Origin of the sequence: Rheinheimera sp. 4Y26 (assembly GCF_025245835.1) — a bacterium.
Lineage (GTDB): Bacteria > Pseudomonadota > Gammaproteobacteria > Enterobacterales > Alteromonadaceae > Pararheinheimera.
Genome location: NZ_JAOBWS010000001.1, coordinates 870903 through 889557 on the forward strand (window position 1 = coordinate 870903; position 18655 = coordinate 889557).

Annotated in this window: 14 protein-coding genes; 9 read left to right on the forward strand and 5 right to left on the reverse strand. The window is 49.0% G+C overall.

What is annotated here, in order from left to right; genetic code table 11:
- Positions 1-255: 255 nt before the first annotated feature.
- On the forward strand, positions 256-942 hold the full coding sequence (phoB, locus tag N3Z11_RS03645; protein WP_260655780.1) for a phosphate regulon transcriptional regulator PhoB: 687 nt from the start codon (positions 256-258) through the stop codon (positions 940-942).
- A 122-nt stretch (positions 943-1064) separates the two neighbouring features.
- Positions 1065-2402, forward strand: a complete 1338-nt coding sequence (gene phoR, locus N3Z11_RS03650; protein ID WP_260655781.1) for a phosphate regulon sensor histidine kinase PhoR — start codon at positions 1065-1067, stop codon at positions 2400-2402.
- 47 nt (positions 2403-2449) lie between these two features.
- Here phoR and N3Z11_RS03655 read toward each other — a convergent pair whose 3' ends face one another.
- The 5 genes from N3Z11_RS03655 to N3Z11_RS03675 form a co-directional block, all read right to left on the reverse strand.
- Positions 2450-3220 carry a substrate-binding periplasmic protein gene (locus N3Z11_RS03655; protein ID WP_260655782.1) on the reverse strand — a complete coding sequence of 257 codons (771 nt, stop codon included), beginning with the start codon at positions 3218-3220 and terminating at the stop codon, positions 2450-2452.
- A 345-nt stretch (positions 3221-3565) separates the two neighbouring features.
- Positions 3566-4858 carry an amidohydrolase gene (locus N3Z11_RS03660; protein ID WP_260655783.1) on the reverse strand — a complete coding sequence of 431 codons (1293 nt, stop codon included), beginning with the start codon at positions 4856-4858 and terminating at the stop codon, positions 3566-3568.
- A 134-nt stretch (positions 4859-4992) separates the two neighbouring features.
- Entirely contained in the window at positions 4993-6528 is a 1536-nt protein-coding gene (gene ppx, locus N3Z11_RS03665; protein WP_260655784.1) for an exopolyphosphatase, read from the reverse strand.
- On the reverse strand, positions 6525-8642 hold the full coding sequence (ppk1, locus tag N3Z11_RS03670; protein ID WP_260655785.1) for a polyphosphate kinase 1: 2118 nt from the start codon (positions 8640-8642) through the stop codon (positions 6525-6527). Before ppk1 ends, ppx begins: the two co-directional genes overlap by 4 nt.
- Before the next feature lie 104 nt (positions 8643-8746).
- Entirely contained in the window at positions 8747-9253 is a 507-nt protein-coding gene (locus N3Z11_RS03675) for a glycine cleavage system protein R (protein ID WP_260655786.1), read from the reverse strand.
- A 313-nt stretch (positions 9254-9566) separates the two neighbouring features.
- Here N3Z11_RS03675 and N3Z11_RS03680 point away from each other — a divergent pair, with 313 nt between their 5' ends.
- The 7 genes from N3Z11_RS03680 to N3Z11_RS03710 all read left to right on the forward strand — a co-directional run bounded on the left by N3Z11_RS03680 (position 9567) and on the right by N3Z11_RS03710 (position 18552).
- On the forward strand, positions 9567-10529 hold the full coding sequence (locus N3Z11_RS03680; RefSeq protein WP_260655838.1) for a PstS family phosphate ABC transporter substrate-binding protein: 963 nt from the start codon (positions 9567-9569) through the stop codon (positions 10527-10529).
- Positions 10530-10767: 238 nt separating this feature from the next.
- Positions 10768-13056 carry an ABC transporter permease subunit gene (locus tag N3Z11_RS03685; protein ID WP_409566848.1) on the forward strand — a complete coding sequence of 763 codons (2289 nt, stop codon included), beginning with the start codon at positions 10768-10770 and terminating at the stop codon, positions 13054-13056.
- Between the two features lie 15 nt (positions 13057-13071).
- Positions 13072-14733, forward strand: a complete 1662-nt coding sequence (pstA, locus tag N3Z11_RS03690; RefSeq protein WP_260655787.1) for a phosphate ABC transporter permease PstA — start codon at positions 13072-13074, stop codon at positions 14731-14733.
- Positions 14734-14828: 95 nt separating this feature from the next.
- Entirely contained in the window at positions 14829-15635 is an 807-nt protein-coding gene (pstB, locus tag N3Z11_RS03695) for a phosphate ABC transporter ATP-binding protein PstB (protein ID WP_409566849.1), read from the forward strand.
- 30 nt (positions 15636-15665) lie between these two features.
- Positions 15666-16376: a phosphate signaling complex protein PhoU gene (gene phoU / locus N3Z11_RS03700; protein WP_260655788.1), complete on the forward strand. Its 711-nt coding sequence runs from the start codon at positions 15666-15668 to the stop codon at positions 16374-16376.
- Between the two features lie 210 nt (positions 16377-16586).
- A complete protein-coding gene (locus N3Z11_RS03705; RefSeq protein ID WP_260655789.1) occupies positions 16587-17261 on the forward strand; it encodes a TIGR00153 family protein in 675 nt (224 codons plus the stop codon).
- A gap of 19 nt (positions 17262-17280) precedes the next feature.
- Complete coding sequence (locus N3Z11_RS03710; RefSeq protein ID WP_260655790.1) at positions 17281-18552, forward strand: inorganic phosphate transporter; 1272 nt, start codon at positions 17281-17283, stop codon at positions 18550-18552.
- The last annotated feature ends 103 nt before the right edge of the window (positions 18553-18655 follow it).

Sequence of the window (18655 nt, forward strand, 5' to 3'; positions counted from 1 at the left end):
GTTTGCAGTGGTTGTGCTGGTGAGGTTTTCGGGAAGATACAGTCAACATCAGTGCTGGCAGCCATGCAGAGATGGTGAACAGACTGTGCTGAGGCAGAGCCATCTACAAGCTGACTACTGCGGTTTTGGCTACTTGCCGTGACATTTATTTCACAAAAAACGCGCTTTTGGAAAAAGCCGCGCTTTCTTTCATAAAATTGTCATAATGGCAGCAGATACTAAGTCCAATACAACAGGACAGATGGGTGACAGGTTATGTCGAGAAGAATTTTGATAGTGGAAGATGAAGCACCAATCCGCGATATGCTGTGTTTTGTGCTGGAGCAAAATGGTTATCAGGCCAGCACGGCCGGTGACTTTGATGCTGCAATCAACCAGCTGGTCGAGCCTTATCCGGATTTAGTACTGCTGGACTGGATGTTGCCTGGTGGCAGCGGTATTCAGATCGCTAAAAAGATGAAACAACACGAGTTAACCCGGGCTATTCCGATCATTATGATCACGGCCCGGGGTGAAGAAGAAGACAAGGTGCGGGGTCTGGAAGTAGGCGCCGACGATTATGTCACCAAGCCATTTTCACCCAAAGAGCTGATGGCGCGCATTAAAGCAGTGATCCGCCGGGTGGCGCCTACCAGCCTGGATGAAGTGATTGAAGTGCAGGGGCTGAAGCTGGATCCGGTGTCACACCGCGTGATGGCAGCGGAAAATCCGCTGGAAATGGGCCCAACTGAGTTCCGTTTATTGCACTTTTTTATGACCCATCCGGAGCGGGTCTACAGCCGCGAGCAGCTGCTGGACCATGTCTGGGGCACCAATGTCTATGTGGAAGACAGAACAGTGGACGTGCATATCCGCAGATTACGTAAAGCCATTTCGGTGGCAGGGCATGACAGATTAGTGCAAACAGTTCGTGGCTCTGGCTACCGTTTTTCGGTAAAGTAAGCTCGTTTTGCACTCTGTTTGACTGCTGATGCCGGTTGTCTGATGCTGGCCGGCAACAGCAGATTGAGATACACAGTGCCGGTAAGCCAGCCACAGCTGGCTTTTATCCCAAAGCAGGTGTTATGCGGTTATTACTCTCCAAACGCACAATAGCGCTGCGGCTTGTTGGCCTGGCAGCGCTGGCTTTATTCTTCGGCTGGTTGTTTGAACTTGCCACAGAATTTTTATTATTGCTTTGTATCGGCATTATTGGCTGGCATTACAAGCATTTGTTTTTACTGGACAAGTGGCTTTGGCGTGACAGAAAGCTTTCGCCGCCGGCCGGTGATGGCAGCTGGCAGCAGGTGTTTGACGGCATTTATTATCGTCAGCGAAAATCCCGTAAGAAAAACAAAGAATTACGTGCTTTAGTGCGCAGGTTTCGCGACGGCGCTGAAGCTTTGCCCGACGCTATTGTGGTGCTCAGCAACGACTGGACCATTGTCTGGTGTAACAAACTGGCGCAGCAACTGGCCGGTTTACGCTGGCCGATGGACGAACGCCAGCGCATTGATAACCTGATTCGTAATCCGGAATTTCAGCAGTTTTTAAAGTTGCAGCAGTTTGATAGCGCGCTTGAGCTGGTGTCGCCTTTAACTGAGGATGTGACGCTGGAATACCGCATGCTGCAATATGGCGAAAAACAGCATTTATTGATCATCCGCGACATTACCCAGCTCAAACAGCTGGAGCAAATCCGCAAAGACTTTGTTGCCAATGTGTCGCACGAGCTGCGTACACCGCTGACGGTGCTGCAGGGTTATCTGGAAATGATGGACGCGAGTAGCATGCCGCCTGGCCCGGTCTGGCAAAAAGCCCATGGGGTGATGCTGGATCAGACCAAACGTATGGATGCTTTGGTGCAGCAGCTGCTGACGCTGTCGCGTATTGAAGCGGCCGCCAAAGTGCATTTTGATGAAGTGGTGGATGTGCCTGCTATGCTGGCACTGCTGGAGCAGGAAGCTCATAGCTTAAACCGCGATAAACAACATCAGCTGGTATTTCGGATAGATCCTGACTTAAAAGTGACAGGCATCACCGAAGAGCTGCGTAGTGCTTTTTCCAATTTAATTACCAATGCCATTAAATACACGCCCGATGGCGGCAGCATTGAAGTGGTGTGGCAGCGTGAACACCAAAAAGCACTGTTTCGCGTCACCGACAATGGCGAGGGCATTGCCGCCCATCATGTCAAACGGCTAACAGAAAGGTTTTACCGGGTGGATGAGGCCCGCACCCGTTCCACCGGCGGCACTGGTCTTGGCCTTGCAATTGTGAAGCATGTATTGTCGCGCCATCACTCCAGACTAATGATTTTCAGCGAGCCGAAACACGGCAGCAGTTTTTCTTTTGCCTTGCCGCCTGAGCTGGTGTTGCCGGTGGCAACAGCAACAAAAAGCAACCGTAAATCTTCGGCCTGATGTTTGATTAGTGAGTTTTGGCTGCTGCCGCTGTTTGGGCTTTTCACTCAGCGCTGCCGCCGCAGCAGTTTTTCTACCTGCTCCGGCGCTTTAAGCGCTTGTTGTTCGATATCGCTGATAGCGCCTTGTTGCAGATATTTTTGCAGCAGCGGCTCTACCTCTTGTTGCAGTTTCGGCGCTGAAAATGCCAGCCGGTATTCAACTTGTGGCAATACATCAAAACTGCGTACCAGCGAGGTGGGTTGTTGCAGTTCAGCCAAACGCCGGTAAAAGGTTTTTTTATTCAGCACCAATAGCTCAGTGCGGCCTTTAAGCAGCAGTTGCACCGCCTGAATATGGTCAAACACTTCCCGGTACGACGGCGCTTCGCGGCTGACTTTGGCAAATTCCTGCCCCAGCACATGACTGGCATTTTGAAAACCAACCAGCGGATAGGCTTTTAAATCCTGGATAGTTTTGATAGTGCCGGAAAAGTTCTGCCGGGCGAACACCAGATTATGCACCTGCAAATACACCGGACTGTAATATAAGTTGCTCTGCAACTGACCCGATTGCCGGGTGGCGACATCAATCTGGCGTTGTTGTAACAGGCGGGTCAGTTTGGCATAAGGCGCCACAATAAACTTCACCTGATAACCCAGTTCTGTAAACAAGCGGTAGCACAGCAGCACATCCAGATGATAATTGCTGCCTTTGCGGCTCATATTCACCTGATCGCTAAAACCAATACCTACCACCAGCACAGGTTTGGCCGCCTGGGCAGATGAAAAGCCAAGCGCAGCAAAAAAATACAGACACAAAAGCAGCAGACGCAACATAACAAAAGTCCTTGTTGTAGTGGTACTCACAAGGGGGACTGCGGTGGATAGATCCGCAAATACACCCTGGTGTACAACTCAGCTGGCAAGCCCTGAATTCCAGAGGGCTTTGTCGCTATTGCCGGAACTTTTACAGCATAGCAGAAGCAGTTGAAGCTCAGCTTAACGCTGTGATGTTGTGTAAGTTTGGCTGATAAGGCCGCACCAAAGTGCTGCCGCGACCCGCACTTTTTGTGGGGCAAACCGGCGACAGGCGGCACAAAGTGTATAAAAAAACGCGGCACAGGCCGCGTTGATGCTTGATGAGATACGACTTACCCTGGCGCTGTCACTGAAGCGGCCTTGTTATTTTTTATCAAGAAAATCCACTGCCAAAGCCGTCAGCGCGCGCACGCCGTTTTCCATGGCCGGTTCATGAATTTTAAAAAACGGCGAGTGGTTCGGGGCGGTTTTTTCCACACTGACCCCTGGCTCGTTAATACCTAAAAAGAAAAACACCCCTGGCACCTGCTGCTGATAAAAAGAAAAATCTTCAGATGCAGTAATAGGTTTAATAGGGGCGACACCTGCGTCGCGACCCGCCCACTTTAGGCTTGGCATGGCCCATTGCGTGAGTTTGACATCATTCCAGGTGACAGCAGCAAAACCGCGCTGGCTAAATTCGGCGCTGGCGCCACTGGCCGCAGCGATATGCTCGGCGGTATGTTTCATTTTGCTTAACAGCTGTTCGCGCATGTCCGGGTCGAAGGTGCGGACTGTGCCACCCAGCGTCACCTGATCCGGAATAATATTCCAGCGCACACCACCATTGACCTGACCTATGGAGAGTACCGCCGGTGCTTTGGTGACATCAAGCTGACGCGCCGGTATTTGATGCAGCGCTGTGATCAGCTGACCTGTGACGGCCACAGGGTCAACCCCACGCCAGGGGCTGGAACCATGCACCTGCACGCCTTTGACTTTAATTTCAAAGCTGTCGGCAGCCGCCATAATGCCTTCGTCTTTCACCTGCAGCTGACCGCTTGGCCCCGGCCATACATGCACACCAAAAATGGCATCGGGTTTGAATTTTTTAAATAAACCCTGTTTCAGCATTAAGGCGGCACCACCTTCTTCACCGGCCGGTGGGCCTTCTTCAGCCGGTTGAAATATAAACATGACAGTACCGGCAAGCTCTTTTTGCTGTGATTTCAGCACCGTAGCAGCGCCTAATAACATAGCGACATGGGCGTCGTGACCACAGGCATGCATCACACCCACCTGCTGACCGTTAAATTCAGCTTTGGCTTTGGAAGCAAAAGGAACCTCTACCTGTTCTGTCACCGGCAGGGCGTCCATATCGGCCCGCAGCGCCACCACAGGGCCGGGTTTACCGCCTTTGAGAATACCCACCACGCCGGTATGGGCAATGCCGGTTTGTACTTCCAGCCCGAGTTTTTTCAGCTCTTTGGCCACCAGTTCACTGGTACGGAACTCGCGGTTGGACAACTCAGGATGCTGGTGTAAGTCACGGCGCCAGTTGATGATTTGTGGCATCAGCTGGCTGATCTGTGGCTCCAGCGCAGTTTTTAAATCGGCTGTGGCAGCCTGGGCATAACAAGCGCTTAAGCAAAACAGTGCGGAAAGGCAAATACGCATGATGATTCTCCGGTGCGCCGGGCCCTGGCAGGGGAGGCAGCTGATAACTGAATGACAGAACAAGGTATCGGTTTTTTGCCGGCAAAACAAATGTTGTGCGTTAAGTGCCGGTGTATGGCAATCACAGCCAGCCGTTATTCTTCCAGCAAAGTTTGCCGCAGGCCAGGACACTGCAGTTCAATGCCAAGCACAGCTAAATGTTCTTTTTCTGCTAGTAAATCGGCGGCCAGCACACTTTGTTGTTGATACCACTCAGCGGGGATTTGTAATTCCAGCTGATTGCCTTTGGCCTGTAGTTCAAGGGCCGGCACGACATCGTCGCGGCGTTTTTGATTCAGCAAAATGGCCAGGCGGAATAAAGCTAAAGCCTGACTCACCTGCTGAAACTGGAATAAATAAAAAGGCGGGAATTTATCTGGTTTAATTTTGCGGCGGTGAAAACGCACCAGGCAAGACAACAGCTGTTGTTGCTCCTGGTTAAAACCGGGCAGGCTGGTATTCGACAGAATATAAGCGCTGTGGCGCTGCACGCTGGACGAATTAATTTGCAGGCCAGTTTCATATAAAGTGGCGGCCCAGCCCAGCAGCTGCGGCCATTCATCGCCAAGTGGCCAGTCGGGTTGTACCTTTTCGTGTAACATCAGCGCGGTTTTTTTCACCCGCTCTGCTTGCTCTGTGTCTATGGCATAACGTTTTACCAGGCTTGCCACCGTATGGCTGCGGATATCCTGATGTTGCAGCCGGTCGCTCATTTCGTATAACACCCCTTCACGAAGTGCTGCATCCACGTACAACATCTGGTCAATATCCAGCATGTTAAAAGCGGCAATCAGAATAGCCAAACCAGGGCAGAGCAGTTGTTTTCTGTCTTCAGTCAGGCCGGGTAAATCCAGCTCGTCACAGTTTTCGTGGGCCAGGGCCAGCTGTTTGATTTTTTCCAGATGGGCAAGCTCAATACAATGCGGATGCCAGCCCAGACCGCTGATAATATCTTTGATGGTTTTAATGGTGCCTGAGGTGCCCACCACCTGTTGCCAGCCGGTGGTTTTGTAGTTGTTAACAATATTCTCAAGCTCTTGTTCGGCCTGAATAATAGCGCGCTCAAAACGTTTTTCGCTGATTTTGCCTTTGGCAAAAAACTGTCTGGCGTAACTGACACAACCCATATTGCGGCTGGCCAGGCGCAGCGGCTGAAAATCTAAACCAATGGCAAATTCAGTGCTGCCACCGCCAATGTCCATTACCAGGCGCTGGCCGGCATAATGTTCAAAATGCGCCACACCCTGATAAATAAAACGGGCTTCTTCCTGGCCGGAAATCACTTCAATAGGGTAAGGGAACACCGCCCTGGCTTTGTGCAAAAAGCTGTTGGCATTTTTGGCGCGGCGCAGTGTATAAGTGGCAATCACCCGCACCGAGCCGGACGGCACGCCCTGCAGTGTGTCGGCAAATTGTTTTAACACCACCAGGCCACGGTGCATGGCGTCGTCGCTGAGCATCAGTTGTTCATCCAGGCCATCGGCCAGCTGAACCTTTTGTTTTTCCCGGTGCAAAAGCTGCAAAGCGCCATCCATGATGCGAGCTATCACCAGATGGAAACTGTTGGAGCCTAAGTCAACTGCAGCAATAAGTTCGGCTGCAGCAATTGCACTGGGAGTTAACTGGGTCATGGTTCTGCCTGAATCGTCGGACCAAACTGCTGACTGGCCAGATAGTCATAAATGGCCTGTTGCGAGCGGATATTCTTTTTATTGCCCCGTTTGACGTAGGCATTCTGTTGTAACTGGTCAATGATACGGGCTTTCACGTTGTCGTGCCATTGCAAATCAAGGATCGTCATAATTTGCTGTTTAATGCGCGCATCATAAATAGGTACGCCCACTTCCACCCGCTGGTCGATATTACGGGTCATCCAGTCGGCAGACGACAGGTATAAGTCGATGTCACCGCCGTTATGGAACTGATAGACCCGCGCATGTTCCAGATATTTATCCAGTACGCTAATGACCTTAATATTGTGGCTTTTGCCGGGGATGCCAGGCACTAAAGAGCACATACCACGAATGATCATGCGGATCTTTACCCCGGCCTGACTGGCTTTATAAAGTAAATCCACAATGTCATTGTCGACCAGATTATTAATTTTCAGCAGAATTTCGGCTTTGCGGCCACTGACGGCAAAGTCAATTTCCCGCTGAATAAGGCCGGTTAGTTTAGTGCGGCTCCAGGTGGGGGATACTATTAAGTGATTAAATTTAAATGGTTTATAGCTGTATTCTATAAACTCAAACACCTGATCCACTTCATCACAAATTTCACCATGACAGGTAAATAGGCTCATATCGGTATAAACCCGGGCGGTTTTTTCATTAAAGTTGCCGGTGCCGATATGGGCGTATTTCACAATTTTGCCTTTTTCCTGGCGGCTGATTAAACAAAGTTTGGAGTGAATTTTTAACGTAGTGAGGCCAAACACCACCTGGATGCCAGCCTGCGTCATGCGCCTGGCCCAGTGAATATTGTTTTCTTCATCAAAACGGGCTTTGAGTTCCACCACCACTGTGACTTTTTTGCCGTTACGCACCGCATCCAGCAGTGAATGAATGACCCGCGAGTTTTTCGCCACCCGGTACATGGTCATCTTGATCGAGGTGACTTTCGGGTCAAAGGACGCCTGGCGTACCCATTCGGTAAAATAGGTAAAGTTGTGATAGGGGTAATGCAACAGCACGTCATTGCTGCGAATGGCATCAAAAGTGGTGGTGTGCTGCTCAAAATCCGGGCTTGGCAAAGGCGGCAGCGGCGGATATTCCAAACTGGCGTGGCCAATATTCGGGAAGCTGATAAAGTCTTTAAAGTTGCGGTAGCGCGAGCCCGGAATAAGCGAGTCAAAAGAGCTGGCACCAAGCTGTTTTTTCAGAATTTTCAGCATGTGCTCCGGCATAGTGGCGTCGTATACCAGCCGCACCGGCTCAGATTCCAGTCGCTGGCGAATACCTCTGGACATTTTATCCAGCAGGCTTTGGTCCAGCGTATCACTTAAATTGTATTCGGCGTCTTTGGTCAGTTTGAGCGAAAAAGCCTGAATGTCACAGAATTCAAAAAAACCACGGAATAAGTCGTGCAGGCAATGAATGATCAAATCATCCAGCATCATAAACTGGTGACGGTAACGGCCGCGTTTTTTGGTTTTGTTTAAATAAATCGGCAGTTCAATAAAACGTGACACTTCTTCGGTCGGCACCTGCACTATGGCGTATTCGGCTTTATTGGCGCCTGTCATTTCCACCATCAGATAAGTGGCGTTGTCTTCTAACCGTTTTGACAGTTTTAAATCTTCATTCGACAGCAGAATAGGGGAAATATGCCGCAGCACCCGTTCACGGAAATAAGTGCGTACCCAGGCCGACTGGGATTCATTGAGTTTATGCTGGTCGATAAATTCAATATTGTGTTTACGCAGCTCCAGCAACAGAGTTTGGTAAATGCCATTAAATTTGTCGCCCAACCGCAATACCTGGCGCTGGATATCCAGCATCAGCTGTTCGGCATCTTCTTCATCTGCCTGATATTTTTTCAGTAAAATACGTCTTTTAACGTCTGCAACCCGCACCCGGTAAAACTCATCCATATTATTGGAATAAATACCTAAAAAGCGCAGCCGTTCAATCAGCGGGTTGCGTTCATCTGCTGCTTCCTGCAGCACACGTTCATTAAAGGCTAACCAGCTCAGTTCTTTGGGGAAATAATGCAATTCAGTTACTGTCTGTTGTTGTGCATTCATAAGGTGACCATCATCCGCGGGGGTTGCGGCACTCTATGGCAATTTGATGAAAGATTTATGAACAAGATAGCCGCAGCGGGCTATCTTGTCTGTTTCTTTGTGTATTAATGCAGATTTTCAACATCGACCACCACATCAGAAGCAATAGCTTCCAGCGCGCGGACCACTTCTTCTTTATTTAAGCCTTGTGGTAATTCCACTGTGGCGATAGCGTTAAACAGCGGCACCCCCCAGTTTGGTGCACTTTGTTTTGAGCTTTCAAAGTGAATAATGTTGGTGCCTTTGTGTTTAATCACCGAAGACAGCTCCCGCACTATGCCAGGCCTGTCGTTGCCGGTGATGACAAACTTCAGTTGTTGCTGTGGATTGACTTTAGACTCCATGCCCTGATGGATTTTAACGTCCAGTTCCTGCATGGTTTCCAGCGCTGCAGTTAACGCAGCTGCGTTTTCTTCTGCCACTTCAACCTGTAATATACCGGCAAAATAACCGCCCAGATGGCTTAAGTTACTGGCTGTCCAGTTGCCATGATGGGCATTAATCACAGTTGCCAGCTGTTCAACCAAACCTGCTTTATCTTTACCAATCAGTGTCAGAACCAACTGCTTCATAGCGCAATTCCTTGTTTTTAAGTTGTACATCATTCACAAACTTGTTGTTGTAGTTTTAACTGCTCGGCGCTGGTATGTCCAGCGCGGGCGGCGGCGTTAGTCGCAAACAGCCGCTGAAATTTAGCAAGCCGAAACTATAGACCCTCATCCTGAAAACACCAGAGTGTAAAGTGGTAAAATTTATTGGTAGTCATAATAGTGTCATATTAGCTTCTTAAGATTGTCATATTCGACTCATAACATAACTGTGATTCGAACCACAGGCCAACGCCTGATTTTGCCAACAGAGGACAGCATAGTGAAAGCTTTGAACATGTTAACTACCGCAACTTTGGTTGCCGCTACTTTATCTTTTAGTGTTGCCGCCAGTACCAAAGTGGATCCGGCGCTGCCAGATTATCAAAAGGCTAGCGGTGTGTCGGGCAATATTTCCAGCATTGGTTCAGACACTTTAAACAACCTGATGACGTTATGGGCTGAAGACTACCGTAAGGTATACCCGAACGTGAATATCCAAATTCAGGGCGCAGGTTCTTCTACTGCACCAACGGCCTTAACTGAAGGCACCGCCAACTTTGGCCCTATGAGCCGCGCGATGAAACCTTCTGAAGTGCAGGCTTTTGAAGCCAAATATGGTTACAAACCAACAGCAGTGCCTGTTGCCATTGACTTACTGGCTGTTTATGTCAATAAAGACAACCCAATCAAAGGTTTAACTATTGCTGAGGTTGACGCTATTTTCTCAGCAACCCGCCGTTGTGCTTATAAAGAAGATGTCACACGCTGGGGTCAGCTGGGTTTAACAGGTGCATGGGCCAACCGTGACTTCACCGTTTACAGCCGTAACGCTGTGTCTGGTACCTACGGTTATTTTAAAGAGCACGCTTTATGTAACGGCGACTTTAAAGCCAGCATCAACGAACAACCTGGTTCTGCTTCTGTAGTGCAGGGTGTCAGCGAGTCCATTAACGGTATCGGTTATTCAGGTATCGGTTATATCACTTCGGGTGTTCGTGCTTTACCTCTGGCAAAAAAAGCCGGTGAGCCTTTTGTAGAGCCAACAGCAGACCACGCCTTAGATGGTAAATACCCACTGTCGCGTTTCCTCTACGTTTATGTAAACAAGCATCCAAACAAAGAATTAGCGCCAATGGAGCGTGAATTTGTCAAGATGGTGTTGTCAAAACGCGGTCAGGAAATTGTGGTGCGTGATGGTTATGTACCAGTGCCAAATAAAGTTGCCGCCAAAGTGCTGGCTGAGTTGGGCATTAAATAACCAGGCTATAGCACAACAACTTGCATGCAGAATAACAACGGCGCCATTGGGCGCCGTTGTTTTTTTCGCTGGGTCAGCGCATGGTGATGCAGCTTGCCGCCGGCTCAGAACGCTGATTTTCTCGTGCATTCTGACATTTTTGTGTCAGCTGTGTGACAAAAACGCACAATGTAATATTTCTGACATATTCCTGCTCTATAGTTTGCAGCATCCTAAAGTCAGAAGTGGATGTGCAACAATGCAACCTAACCAAGCCAGTTCAGCCGGTGTGCAGAGCGATATTCAATCGCTGCTACCCAGTGGTGAACGCCGCGCCCGGTTACGCCGTTGGCGTAGTCTGAAAGATCAAATGTCCCGTTATGGCATCGCCTTTGCCGGTATCAGTGTGGTACTGGCCTTTACCACTATTTTTGTTTACCTGTTCTCCGAAGTGGGGCCGATTTTTTCTTCGGCATCTGTTGAGCAGCAGCAGAGTTATCAAAGCCCGGAACAGCAGCCTGTTTTTGCCAATCTGGAACGTTATGGTGAAGTTGGGTTGTTAGCGAATAAAGCGGGTGAGTTACAGTTTTTTAATGCCCAGACCGGTGAGCTGCGGCAAAAACTGCAGCTGGCCTTGCCAGAAGGCGCCAGTATTACCAGTTTTTCCCGTGGTGAGCCACGCTCAGGCATTATTGCTTTTGGTTTATCCAATGGTCAGGTGCTGGTGGTCAAACACGAATACAACTTAAGTTATCCCAATGATAAAAGGTTGATATCGCCGGTCGTCACTTACCCGCTGGGCGAAACACCTTTGCAGCTGGACGCCAAACAACAGGCTATTTTAGCGTTGGCGGTGCAGGAAGGCCCTTCAGGCACAGCTATTACCGCCTTCACTGCAGATGGCCGTTTGTCTTACAACCTGTTTGAAGCTAAAACAGAGTTTTTAACCGGTGAAACAACGCTGGAACGCAGTGAATATCAGCTGCCGGACGCACCAAAAACAGTGTTAAAAATGCTGGTGGATACCACATTGCAAAACCTGTTTGTGGCTGACACCCAGGGCAATATTCATTATTACGACATCCGCGACCCGGCTACAGCCCGTTATGTAGAAGCTATCAGTGCGGTAAAAGCCGGCCAGACACTGACTGCACTGGAGTTTTTAGTGGGCTCAGTGTCGCTGATCGCAGGTGGCAGTGACGGCTCACTCAGCCAGTGGTTTTTAGTGCGCGATGAGCACAACAACTTCCACTTAAAACATATCCGTGACTTTGACCAGCACCCGGCCGCTATTGTGCAGATTGAACCTGAATATTCACGTAAGGGTTTTATGGCCATTGATGCCAAAGGTTATCTGGGCATTCATTACGGTACTTCTGCCCGTACTTTGTTGCTGGAGCCTTTGGGCGAGCAACTGCAGCCCGAGCGTATCGCCATTTCGCCAATTAACCAAAGTTTCCTGGCCCTTGATAAAAACGGCACAGTGCAGCATTTTGCGCTGGAAAATGCCCACCCGGAAGTCAGCTGGAAAGCCATGTGGAATGAGGTCTGGTATGAAGGCCGCGCAGAAAAAGACTATATCTGGCAGGCATCTTCAGGCTCTGATGAGTTTGAAGCCAAAATGAGCCTGGTGCCGTTGGCGTCTGGTACCTTAAAAGCGGCATTTTTTGCCATGTTATTTGCTACACCGCTGGCACTGATGGGCGCTTTGTACACGGCGTATTTTATGGCGCCGGCGTTAAGAGGCAAGGTGAAGCCCACTATTGAAGTGATGGAAGCATTACCCACAGTGATCCTGGGCTTTTTAGCCGGCCTTTGGTTAGCGCCTTTTATTGAATCTTATTTAAGTGCGGTGTTCTCCATTTTACTGCTACTGCCGCTGATGATGATTGCTACCGCTTATCTGTGGCGTTATGCCCCGGAAAAACTGCGCTTTGCGCTCGGCCATGGCTGGGAAGTGGTGGTACTGATTCCGGTGATTATCCTACTGATTTACCTTTGTGTGCAGGCAAGCCCGGTCATTGATCAATGGTTTTTTGCCGGCAATTTACGCCAGTGGCTGACTGACAACGGCATTACTTACGATCAACGTAACGCGTTGGTGGTGGGCATTGCCATGGGTTTTGCCGTGATCCCCAATATCTTTTCAATTGCCGAAGATGCCATTTACAACGTGCCAAAACACCTGACCCAAGGTTCACTGGCGCTGGGTGCAACACCATGGCAAACCATGATGAATGTTGTGCTGCCAACAGCAAGCCCGGGTGTATTTGCAGCCGTGATGGTGGGTTTTGGCCGTGCTGTGGGTGAAACCATGATAGTGCTGATGGCCACAGGTAATAGCCCGATAGTGAACTTTAACCTGTTTGAAGGCATGCGTACTTTGTCGGCCAATATCGCAGTAGAGCTGCCGGAAACTGCTGTGGGCAGCACCCACTTCAGGGTGTTATTCCTGGCTGCGCTGGTGCTGTTGGTGTTTACCTTTATTTTTAATACTGTCGCCGAGTTGATCCGGCAGCGTTTACGTCAACGCTTCAGTAACCTGTAAGTTGGAGTCATAGTGATGAAAGCGTGGTTTAGAACAGGAACGCCGTGGATTTGGTTAAATGCCGGTGCTATTGCCCTGAGTCTGGTGATGGTGCTTGGTGTGTTGGGCCTGATCACTGTGCAGGGCGCCAGTCATTTTTGGCCAGCCGATTTACAGCAGGTCAAACTGACCAAAGCAGATGGCAGTACCCAGGTATTGCTGGCTGAGCTGGTCAGAACTGAAGAAGTCAGTGCCACTGTGCTGAAAGATTCGGGCATTAAACTCGAACAACAAGCAGAGTTTTATCAGCGCCATTTGTTAAAAATGGGCAACCGTGATTTATACGGCCGTGACTTCAGCTGGTATCTTGAGCCGCAATTATCTGACTGGTCACAGCCACAAGATGCCATCGTCATTGAGCGGCGCGAGTGGGGTAACTTCTATGGTTTCCCGCTGCGGTTGTTACAGGAGGGGCAGGTTGTGGCCGAAGGCGACAAACTGTGGCCTGAATTGCAGCAGCGTATTGCCCGTGCCAATGAAATTTACCAGCAAATTGCCTTGATTGAAAAAGGTGATATCGGCCGTATCAACAAAAAGCTGGAAGCGTTACGACTGGCTGAAAAAAAGCTGCAGCTGGCAGCAGCTGATGACGCTACAATGCAGGCACACAAGGCCGAAGCTGCTGTGGAAAAAGCGGCTCTGGATACTGAATACGCTGCCCTGCAACAACAGTTAGAGCAGCTGTATGCCGCCACCAAACGTGATGTATTACTGGTGCGCAGTGCCGAAGGCAAAGAGCTGGAAATTAGCCTTGGTAATATAGTGCATGCGCATTTCCCCAATGCCATGAGCACGACAGACAAATTGCTGCATTATGTTGCTGCCATCTGGAATTTCCTTAGTGATGAGCCACGGGAAGCCAACACTGAAGGCGGTATTTTCCCGGCAATTTTCGGCACCGTCACCATGGTGATTCTGATGTCGATTATCGTCACGCCTTTTGGCGTGCTGGCGGCAATTTATCTGCGCGAATATGCCAAAGATGGTCCGCTACTGCGGGTAATCCGGATTTCGGTGTACAACCTGGCCGGTGTTCCTTCAATCGTATACGGCGTTTTTGGTCTGGGCTTTTTTGTCTACATTATGGGCGGCAGTATTGATGCGCTGTTTTATCCGGAATCTTTACCTGCACCAACCTTTGGTACTCCGGGTTTATTCTGGGCATCACTGACACTGGCGTTATTAACTTTGCCGGTGGTTATTGTGTCCACCGAAGAAGGTTTGTCTCGTATTCCAAGCACTATCCGCATGGGCAGCCTGGCTTTGGGCGCCACCAAATCTGAAACCTTATGGAAAGTGGTGGTTCCGCTGGCAACACCCGCCATGATGACAGGGTTGATCCTGGCCATTGCCCGCGCTGCCGGTGAAGTGGCACCGCTGATGCTGGTGGGGGTGGTGAAACTGGCGCCGACTTTACCTGTGGACGGCAATTTCCCCTTTGTGCATTTAGACCAAAAAATCATGCACTTAGGTTTTCATGTTTATGATGTGGGTTTCCAGAGTCCGAACGTTGAAGCGTCACGGCCGCTGCTTTATGCCACAGCATTGGTGTTGGTGATCCTGATTATGGTGCTGAACCTGGCTGCCATTCAGTTGCGCAACAGGCTGCGGGAAAAATACCGCAGTGAATCAGACTAAACAAAACACAGAACAAGGGCAAAACGCTGGTTTTGCCGGCAAAAGGCAGGCCTGCTGCCTGCCAGAACAAATTTTGCAGTAATGAGAGAAGAATCATGACCCAACAACAAATGATATTAAATGACGCCGAACTGAACCTGGCTAATGAAAAAATTAAATTAGAAGTCAACGATTTACGCTTGTACTACGGTGATTCACTGGCGCTGAAAAACATCAACCTGCGCATTCCGGAGAAGCGCGTCACTGCTTTTATCGGCCCTTCAGGTTGTGGTAAATCAACTTTGCTGCGCTGCTTTAACCGGATGAATGACCTGGTGGATATTTGCCGCATCGAAGGCAAAATTCTGATGGATGGCCAGAATATTTATGACAAAAAAGTGGATGTGGCTGAGCTGCGCCGCCAGGTGGGTATGGTGTTTCAAAAACCAAACCCATTCCCAAAAACCATTTATGAAAACGTGGCTTATGGCCTGCGTTTGCAAGGGGTGAAAGACCGCCGTGTGCTGGATGAAGTGGTAGAAACTTCTTTAAAAGGCGCCGCACTCTGGAACGAAGTGAAAGACCGTCTGCATGACAACGCCTTTGGTTTGTCCGGTGGTCAGCAGCAGCGTCTGGTGATTGCCCGTGCTATTGCCATCGAGCCTGAAGTGTTATTGCTCGACGAGCCGGCTTCTGCACTGGACCCGATTTCAACGTTAAAAATTGAAGAGCTGATTTATGAGCTCAAAGACAAGTACACCATAGTGATAGTCACCCACAACATGCAGCAGGCAGCCCGTGTGTCTGACTATACTGCCTTTATGTATATGGGCGATTTAATTGAGTTTGACGCCACCAACAAGATGTTTACCAATCCATCGCAACAGCAGACTGAAGATTACATCACAGGTCGTTTTGGTTAAGCGTTTAGGGCTTTAATAGAGGAATTGATGATGGATAAGCTGAATCTGACAAAACACATTTCCAGCCAGTTTAACGAAGAAATTGAACAAATCCGCAACCATGTGATGGCGATGGGTGGTTTGATTGAACAGCAACTGTCGGATGCGTTAACCGCTATTGCGCAAAACAACGCTGAGCTGGCGCAACAGGTGATTGCCACAGATTTAAAAGTCAATGAGTGGGAAATCCGCATTGACGGTGAATGTACCCGTATTATTGCTAAGCGCCAGCCGGCTGCCAGTGATTTGCGGCTCATTATGGCGATTATCAAAGCCATTTCTGACTTAGAGCGCATTGGTGATGAAGCTGAGCGTATTGCCAAAGTGGCGCTGGAGTCATTTTCCAGTGCGCAGCAGGATTTGCTGGTCAATCTGGAAAATATGGGCCGTCATGTTGCCCAGATGTTACACGACGTGCTGGATGCTTTTGCCCGGATGGACGTGGAAGCTGCGTTGGCTGTGTATAAAGAAGATAAAAAAGTCGACCGCGAATATGAAGCTATCACCCGGCAGCTGATGACTTATATGATGGAAGACCCGCGCTCTATTCCAAAAATTATGAACGTGCTCTGGTCGGCCCGAGCGCTGGAGCGTATTGGTGACCGCTGTAAAAACGTGGCTGAATACGTGATTTCTTTTGTCAAAGGCAAAGATGTGCGGCACAGCGACGAAGACAGCCTGGAGCAAAATGCCCGCAGCTGATCGCTTGCTTTGCCCGTCATTCAAGCGTTTAGAAAACAAAAAGAAAGAGCCTTGTAGCTCAATCAGAAAAATAACCGGCAATGCAGCCAGTTCTGACTAAAATTCAGGCTGGCTTTTGTATTTTCAGTGCAGAATTCGTTTTTATTCAGCACCTGATGCAGTACAATGCGCGCCGACTTTCGTCCATTTAAAAAACCAAGAGGCACACTTATGCCAAGTGCATTTTTAGCTGTTTTTGCTAAATCACCGATCAAACCGATCGAGGAGCATATTCGCAAAGTATTAACAGCCAGCGAGCAGTTATTACCATTTTTCGCTGCTGTATATAACAAAGACTGGGATAAAGCAGCGGAAGTCAGGAAGACGATAGTGGCGCTGGAAAAAGACGCCGACAAATTAAAACGGGATATCCGGATTCACTTACCCCGTGGTTTGTTTTTACCTGTGGATCGCACCGATATTCTGGAGCTGGTGTCGCAACAAGACAAAATTGCTAACAAAGCCAAAGACATCACTGGCCGGGTGTTAGGCCGTGAGCTGGAAATTCCGGCACCAATCCAGGCTGAATTCCATGCTTATCTGCAACGTTGTGTTGATGCTGTGGCGCTGGCTTGTGATGCTATCAATGAGTTAGACGAGTTGCTGGAAACAGGTTTCCGTGGCCGTGAAGTGGACTTAGTGATCAAAATGGTCGAAAAAATCGACGAAATTGAACACGACACCGATCAAATGCAGGTGAGCCTGCGCAAGTTTGTCCGCAAAGCAGAAACTGAGTTAAACCCGGTTGATGTGATGTTCCTGTACCGCACGCTGGAGTGGGTAGGCGACTTAGCCGACACTGCACTGCGCGTGGGTTCGCGTCTTGAAATCATGTTAGCTCGTTAATTCTCAGGGTAGTCAAATCATGGAATTATTGTCTCAATACGGCTTTTATTTGCTGGTTGCCGCCGCTTTGTTCGGCTTTTTTATGGCTTATGGTGTGGGTGCAAATGATGTTGCCAACGCTATGGGCACTTCAGTAGGTTCTAAAGCCTTAACCTTAAAACAAGCATTAATTGTTGCTGCAGTATTTGAAGCAGCAGGTGCCTGGTTGGCTGGTGGGGAAGTAACATCCACCATCCGCAGTGGTATTGTCGACGCAGCTGCTTTTGCGCCTGTGCCTGAACTTCTGGTGTACGGCATGATAGCTTCGTTATTGGCTGCCGGCACCTGGTTATTAGTTGCTTCTTATTTTGGCTGGCCGGTTTCGACCACACATTCTATTGTTGGCGCCATTATTGGTTTTGCCTCAGTGGGTGTAGGCATGGAATACGTGCACTGGGATGAAGTCGGCGGTATCGTTGGCAGCTGGGTGGTGACCCCAGTGCTGTCAGGTATTCTCGCTTATTTAATTTTTATGAGCGCGCAGAAGCTGATTTTTGATACTGAAAACCCATTGGCCAACGCCAAAAAATATGTGCCTTTTTACATGTTTTTTGCCGCTTTTATTATGGCTTATGTGACAGTTTCAAAAGGTCTGAAACACGTGGGTCTTAAATTCAGCACTGCTGAGGGGATCTGGTTATGTTTGGCCATAGCTGTGACTGTGGCTGTGATTGGTAAAATTGCCATTAGCCGGCTTAAGATTGACCCGGATGCTGATAAAGAAATGCACTTTACCAACGTGGAAAAAATCTTCGGTATTCTGATGATTTTCACCGCTTGTTGTATGGCTTTTGCGCATGGCTCAAACGACGTTGCCAACGCTATCGGTCCTCTGGCTGCTGTGGTGGGTATTATCCAGTCTGGCGGTCAAATCCTGGATAAAGTGGCACTGGATTGGTGGATTTTACCTTTAGGTGCTGTGGGTATTGTGATTGGTCTGGCGACTCTGGGAGCCAAAGTGATTCAGACCATTGGTGAAAATATTACCCACTTAACGCCAAGCCGTGGTTTTGCTGCAGAAATTGCTGCGGCAAGTACTGTGGTGATTTCGTCTGGTTTAGGTTTGCCTATTTCAACCACTCAGACCCTGGTGGGTGCTGTATTAGGTGTAGGTTTAGCCCGTGGTATTGCTGCATTAAATTTAGGTGTGATCCGTAACATCTTTATTTCATGGGTCGTCACTTTGCCAGTTGGTGCTTTCCTGTCCATCGTATTTTTCTTTATTATCAAAGGTATTATGGCTTCGCTCTAAGCTTTTGAAAAAAACAATAAAAAACCCGCTTCGGCGGGTTTTTTATTGACCAGAACCTTAGCTGCGAAGTTTAAGAGCTTTAGTTGCACCTGATTTAGCAAAA

Coding starts and splice junctions, on each gene's coding strand:
- pstB (WP_409566849.1), top strand. CDS start 14,829: ATGACCCAACAACAAATGATATTAAATGACGCCGAACTGAACCTGGCT.
- ppx (WP_260655784.1), bottom strand. CDS start 6,528: ATGACCCAGTTAACTCCCAGTGCAATTGCTGCAGCCGAACTTATTGCT.
- ppk1 (WP_260655785.1), bottom strand. CDS start 8,642: ATGAATGCACAACAACAGACAGTAACTGAATTGCATTATTTCCCCAAA.
- pstA (WP_260655787.1), top strand. CDS start 13,072: ATGAAAGCGTGGTTTAGAACAGGAACGCCGTGGATTTGGTTAAATGCC.
- N3Z11_RS03675 (WP_260655786.1), bottom strand. CDS start 9,253: ATGAAGCAGTTGGTTCTGACACTGATTGGTAAAGATAAAGCAGGTTTG.
- N3Z11_RS03660 (WP_260655783.1), bottom strand. CDS start 4,858: ATGCGTATTTGCCTTTCCGCACTGTTTTGCTTAAGCGCTTGTTATGCC.
- phoB (WP_260655780.1), top strand. CDS start 256: ATGTCGAGAAGAATTTTGATAGTGGAAGATGAAGCACCAATCCGCGAT.
- phoR (WP_260655781.1), top strand. CDS start 1,065: ATGCGGTTATTACTCTCCAAACGCACAATAGCGCTGCGGCTTGTTGGC.
- N3Z11_RS03705 (WP_260655789.1), top strand. CDS start 16,587: ATGCCAAGTGCATTTTTAGCTGTTTTTGCTAAATCACCGATCAAACCG.
- N3Z11_RS03685 (WP_409566848.1), top strand. CDS start 10,768: ATGCAACCTAACCAAGCCAGTTCAGCCGGTGTGCAGAGCGATATTCAA.
- phoU (WP_260655788.1), top strand. CDS start 15,666: ATGGATAAGCTGAATCTGACAAAACACATTTCCAGCCAGTTTAACGAA.
- N3Z11_RS03680 (WP_260655838.1), top strand. CDS start 9,567: ATGTTAACTACCGCAACTTTGGTTGCCGCTACTTTATCTTTTAGTGTT.
- N3Z11_RS03655 (WP_260655782.1), bottom strand. CDS start 3,220: ATGTTGCGTCTGCTGCTTTTGTGTCTGTATTTTTTTGCTGCGCTTGGC.
- N3Z11_RS03710 (WP_260655790.1), top strand. CDS start 17,281: ATGGAATTATTGTCTCAATACGGCTTTTATTTGCTGGTTGCCGCCGCT.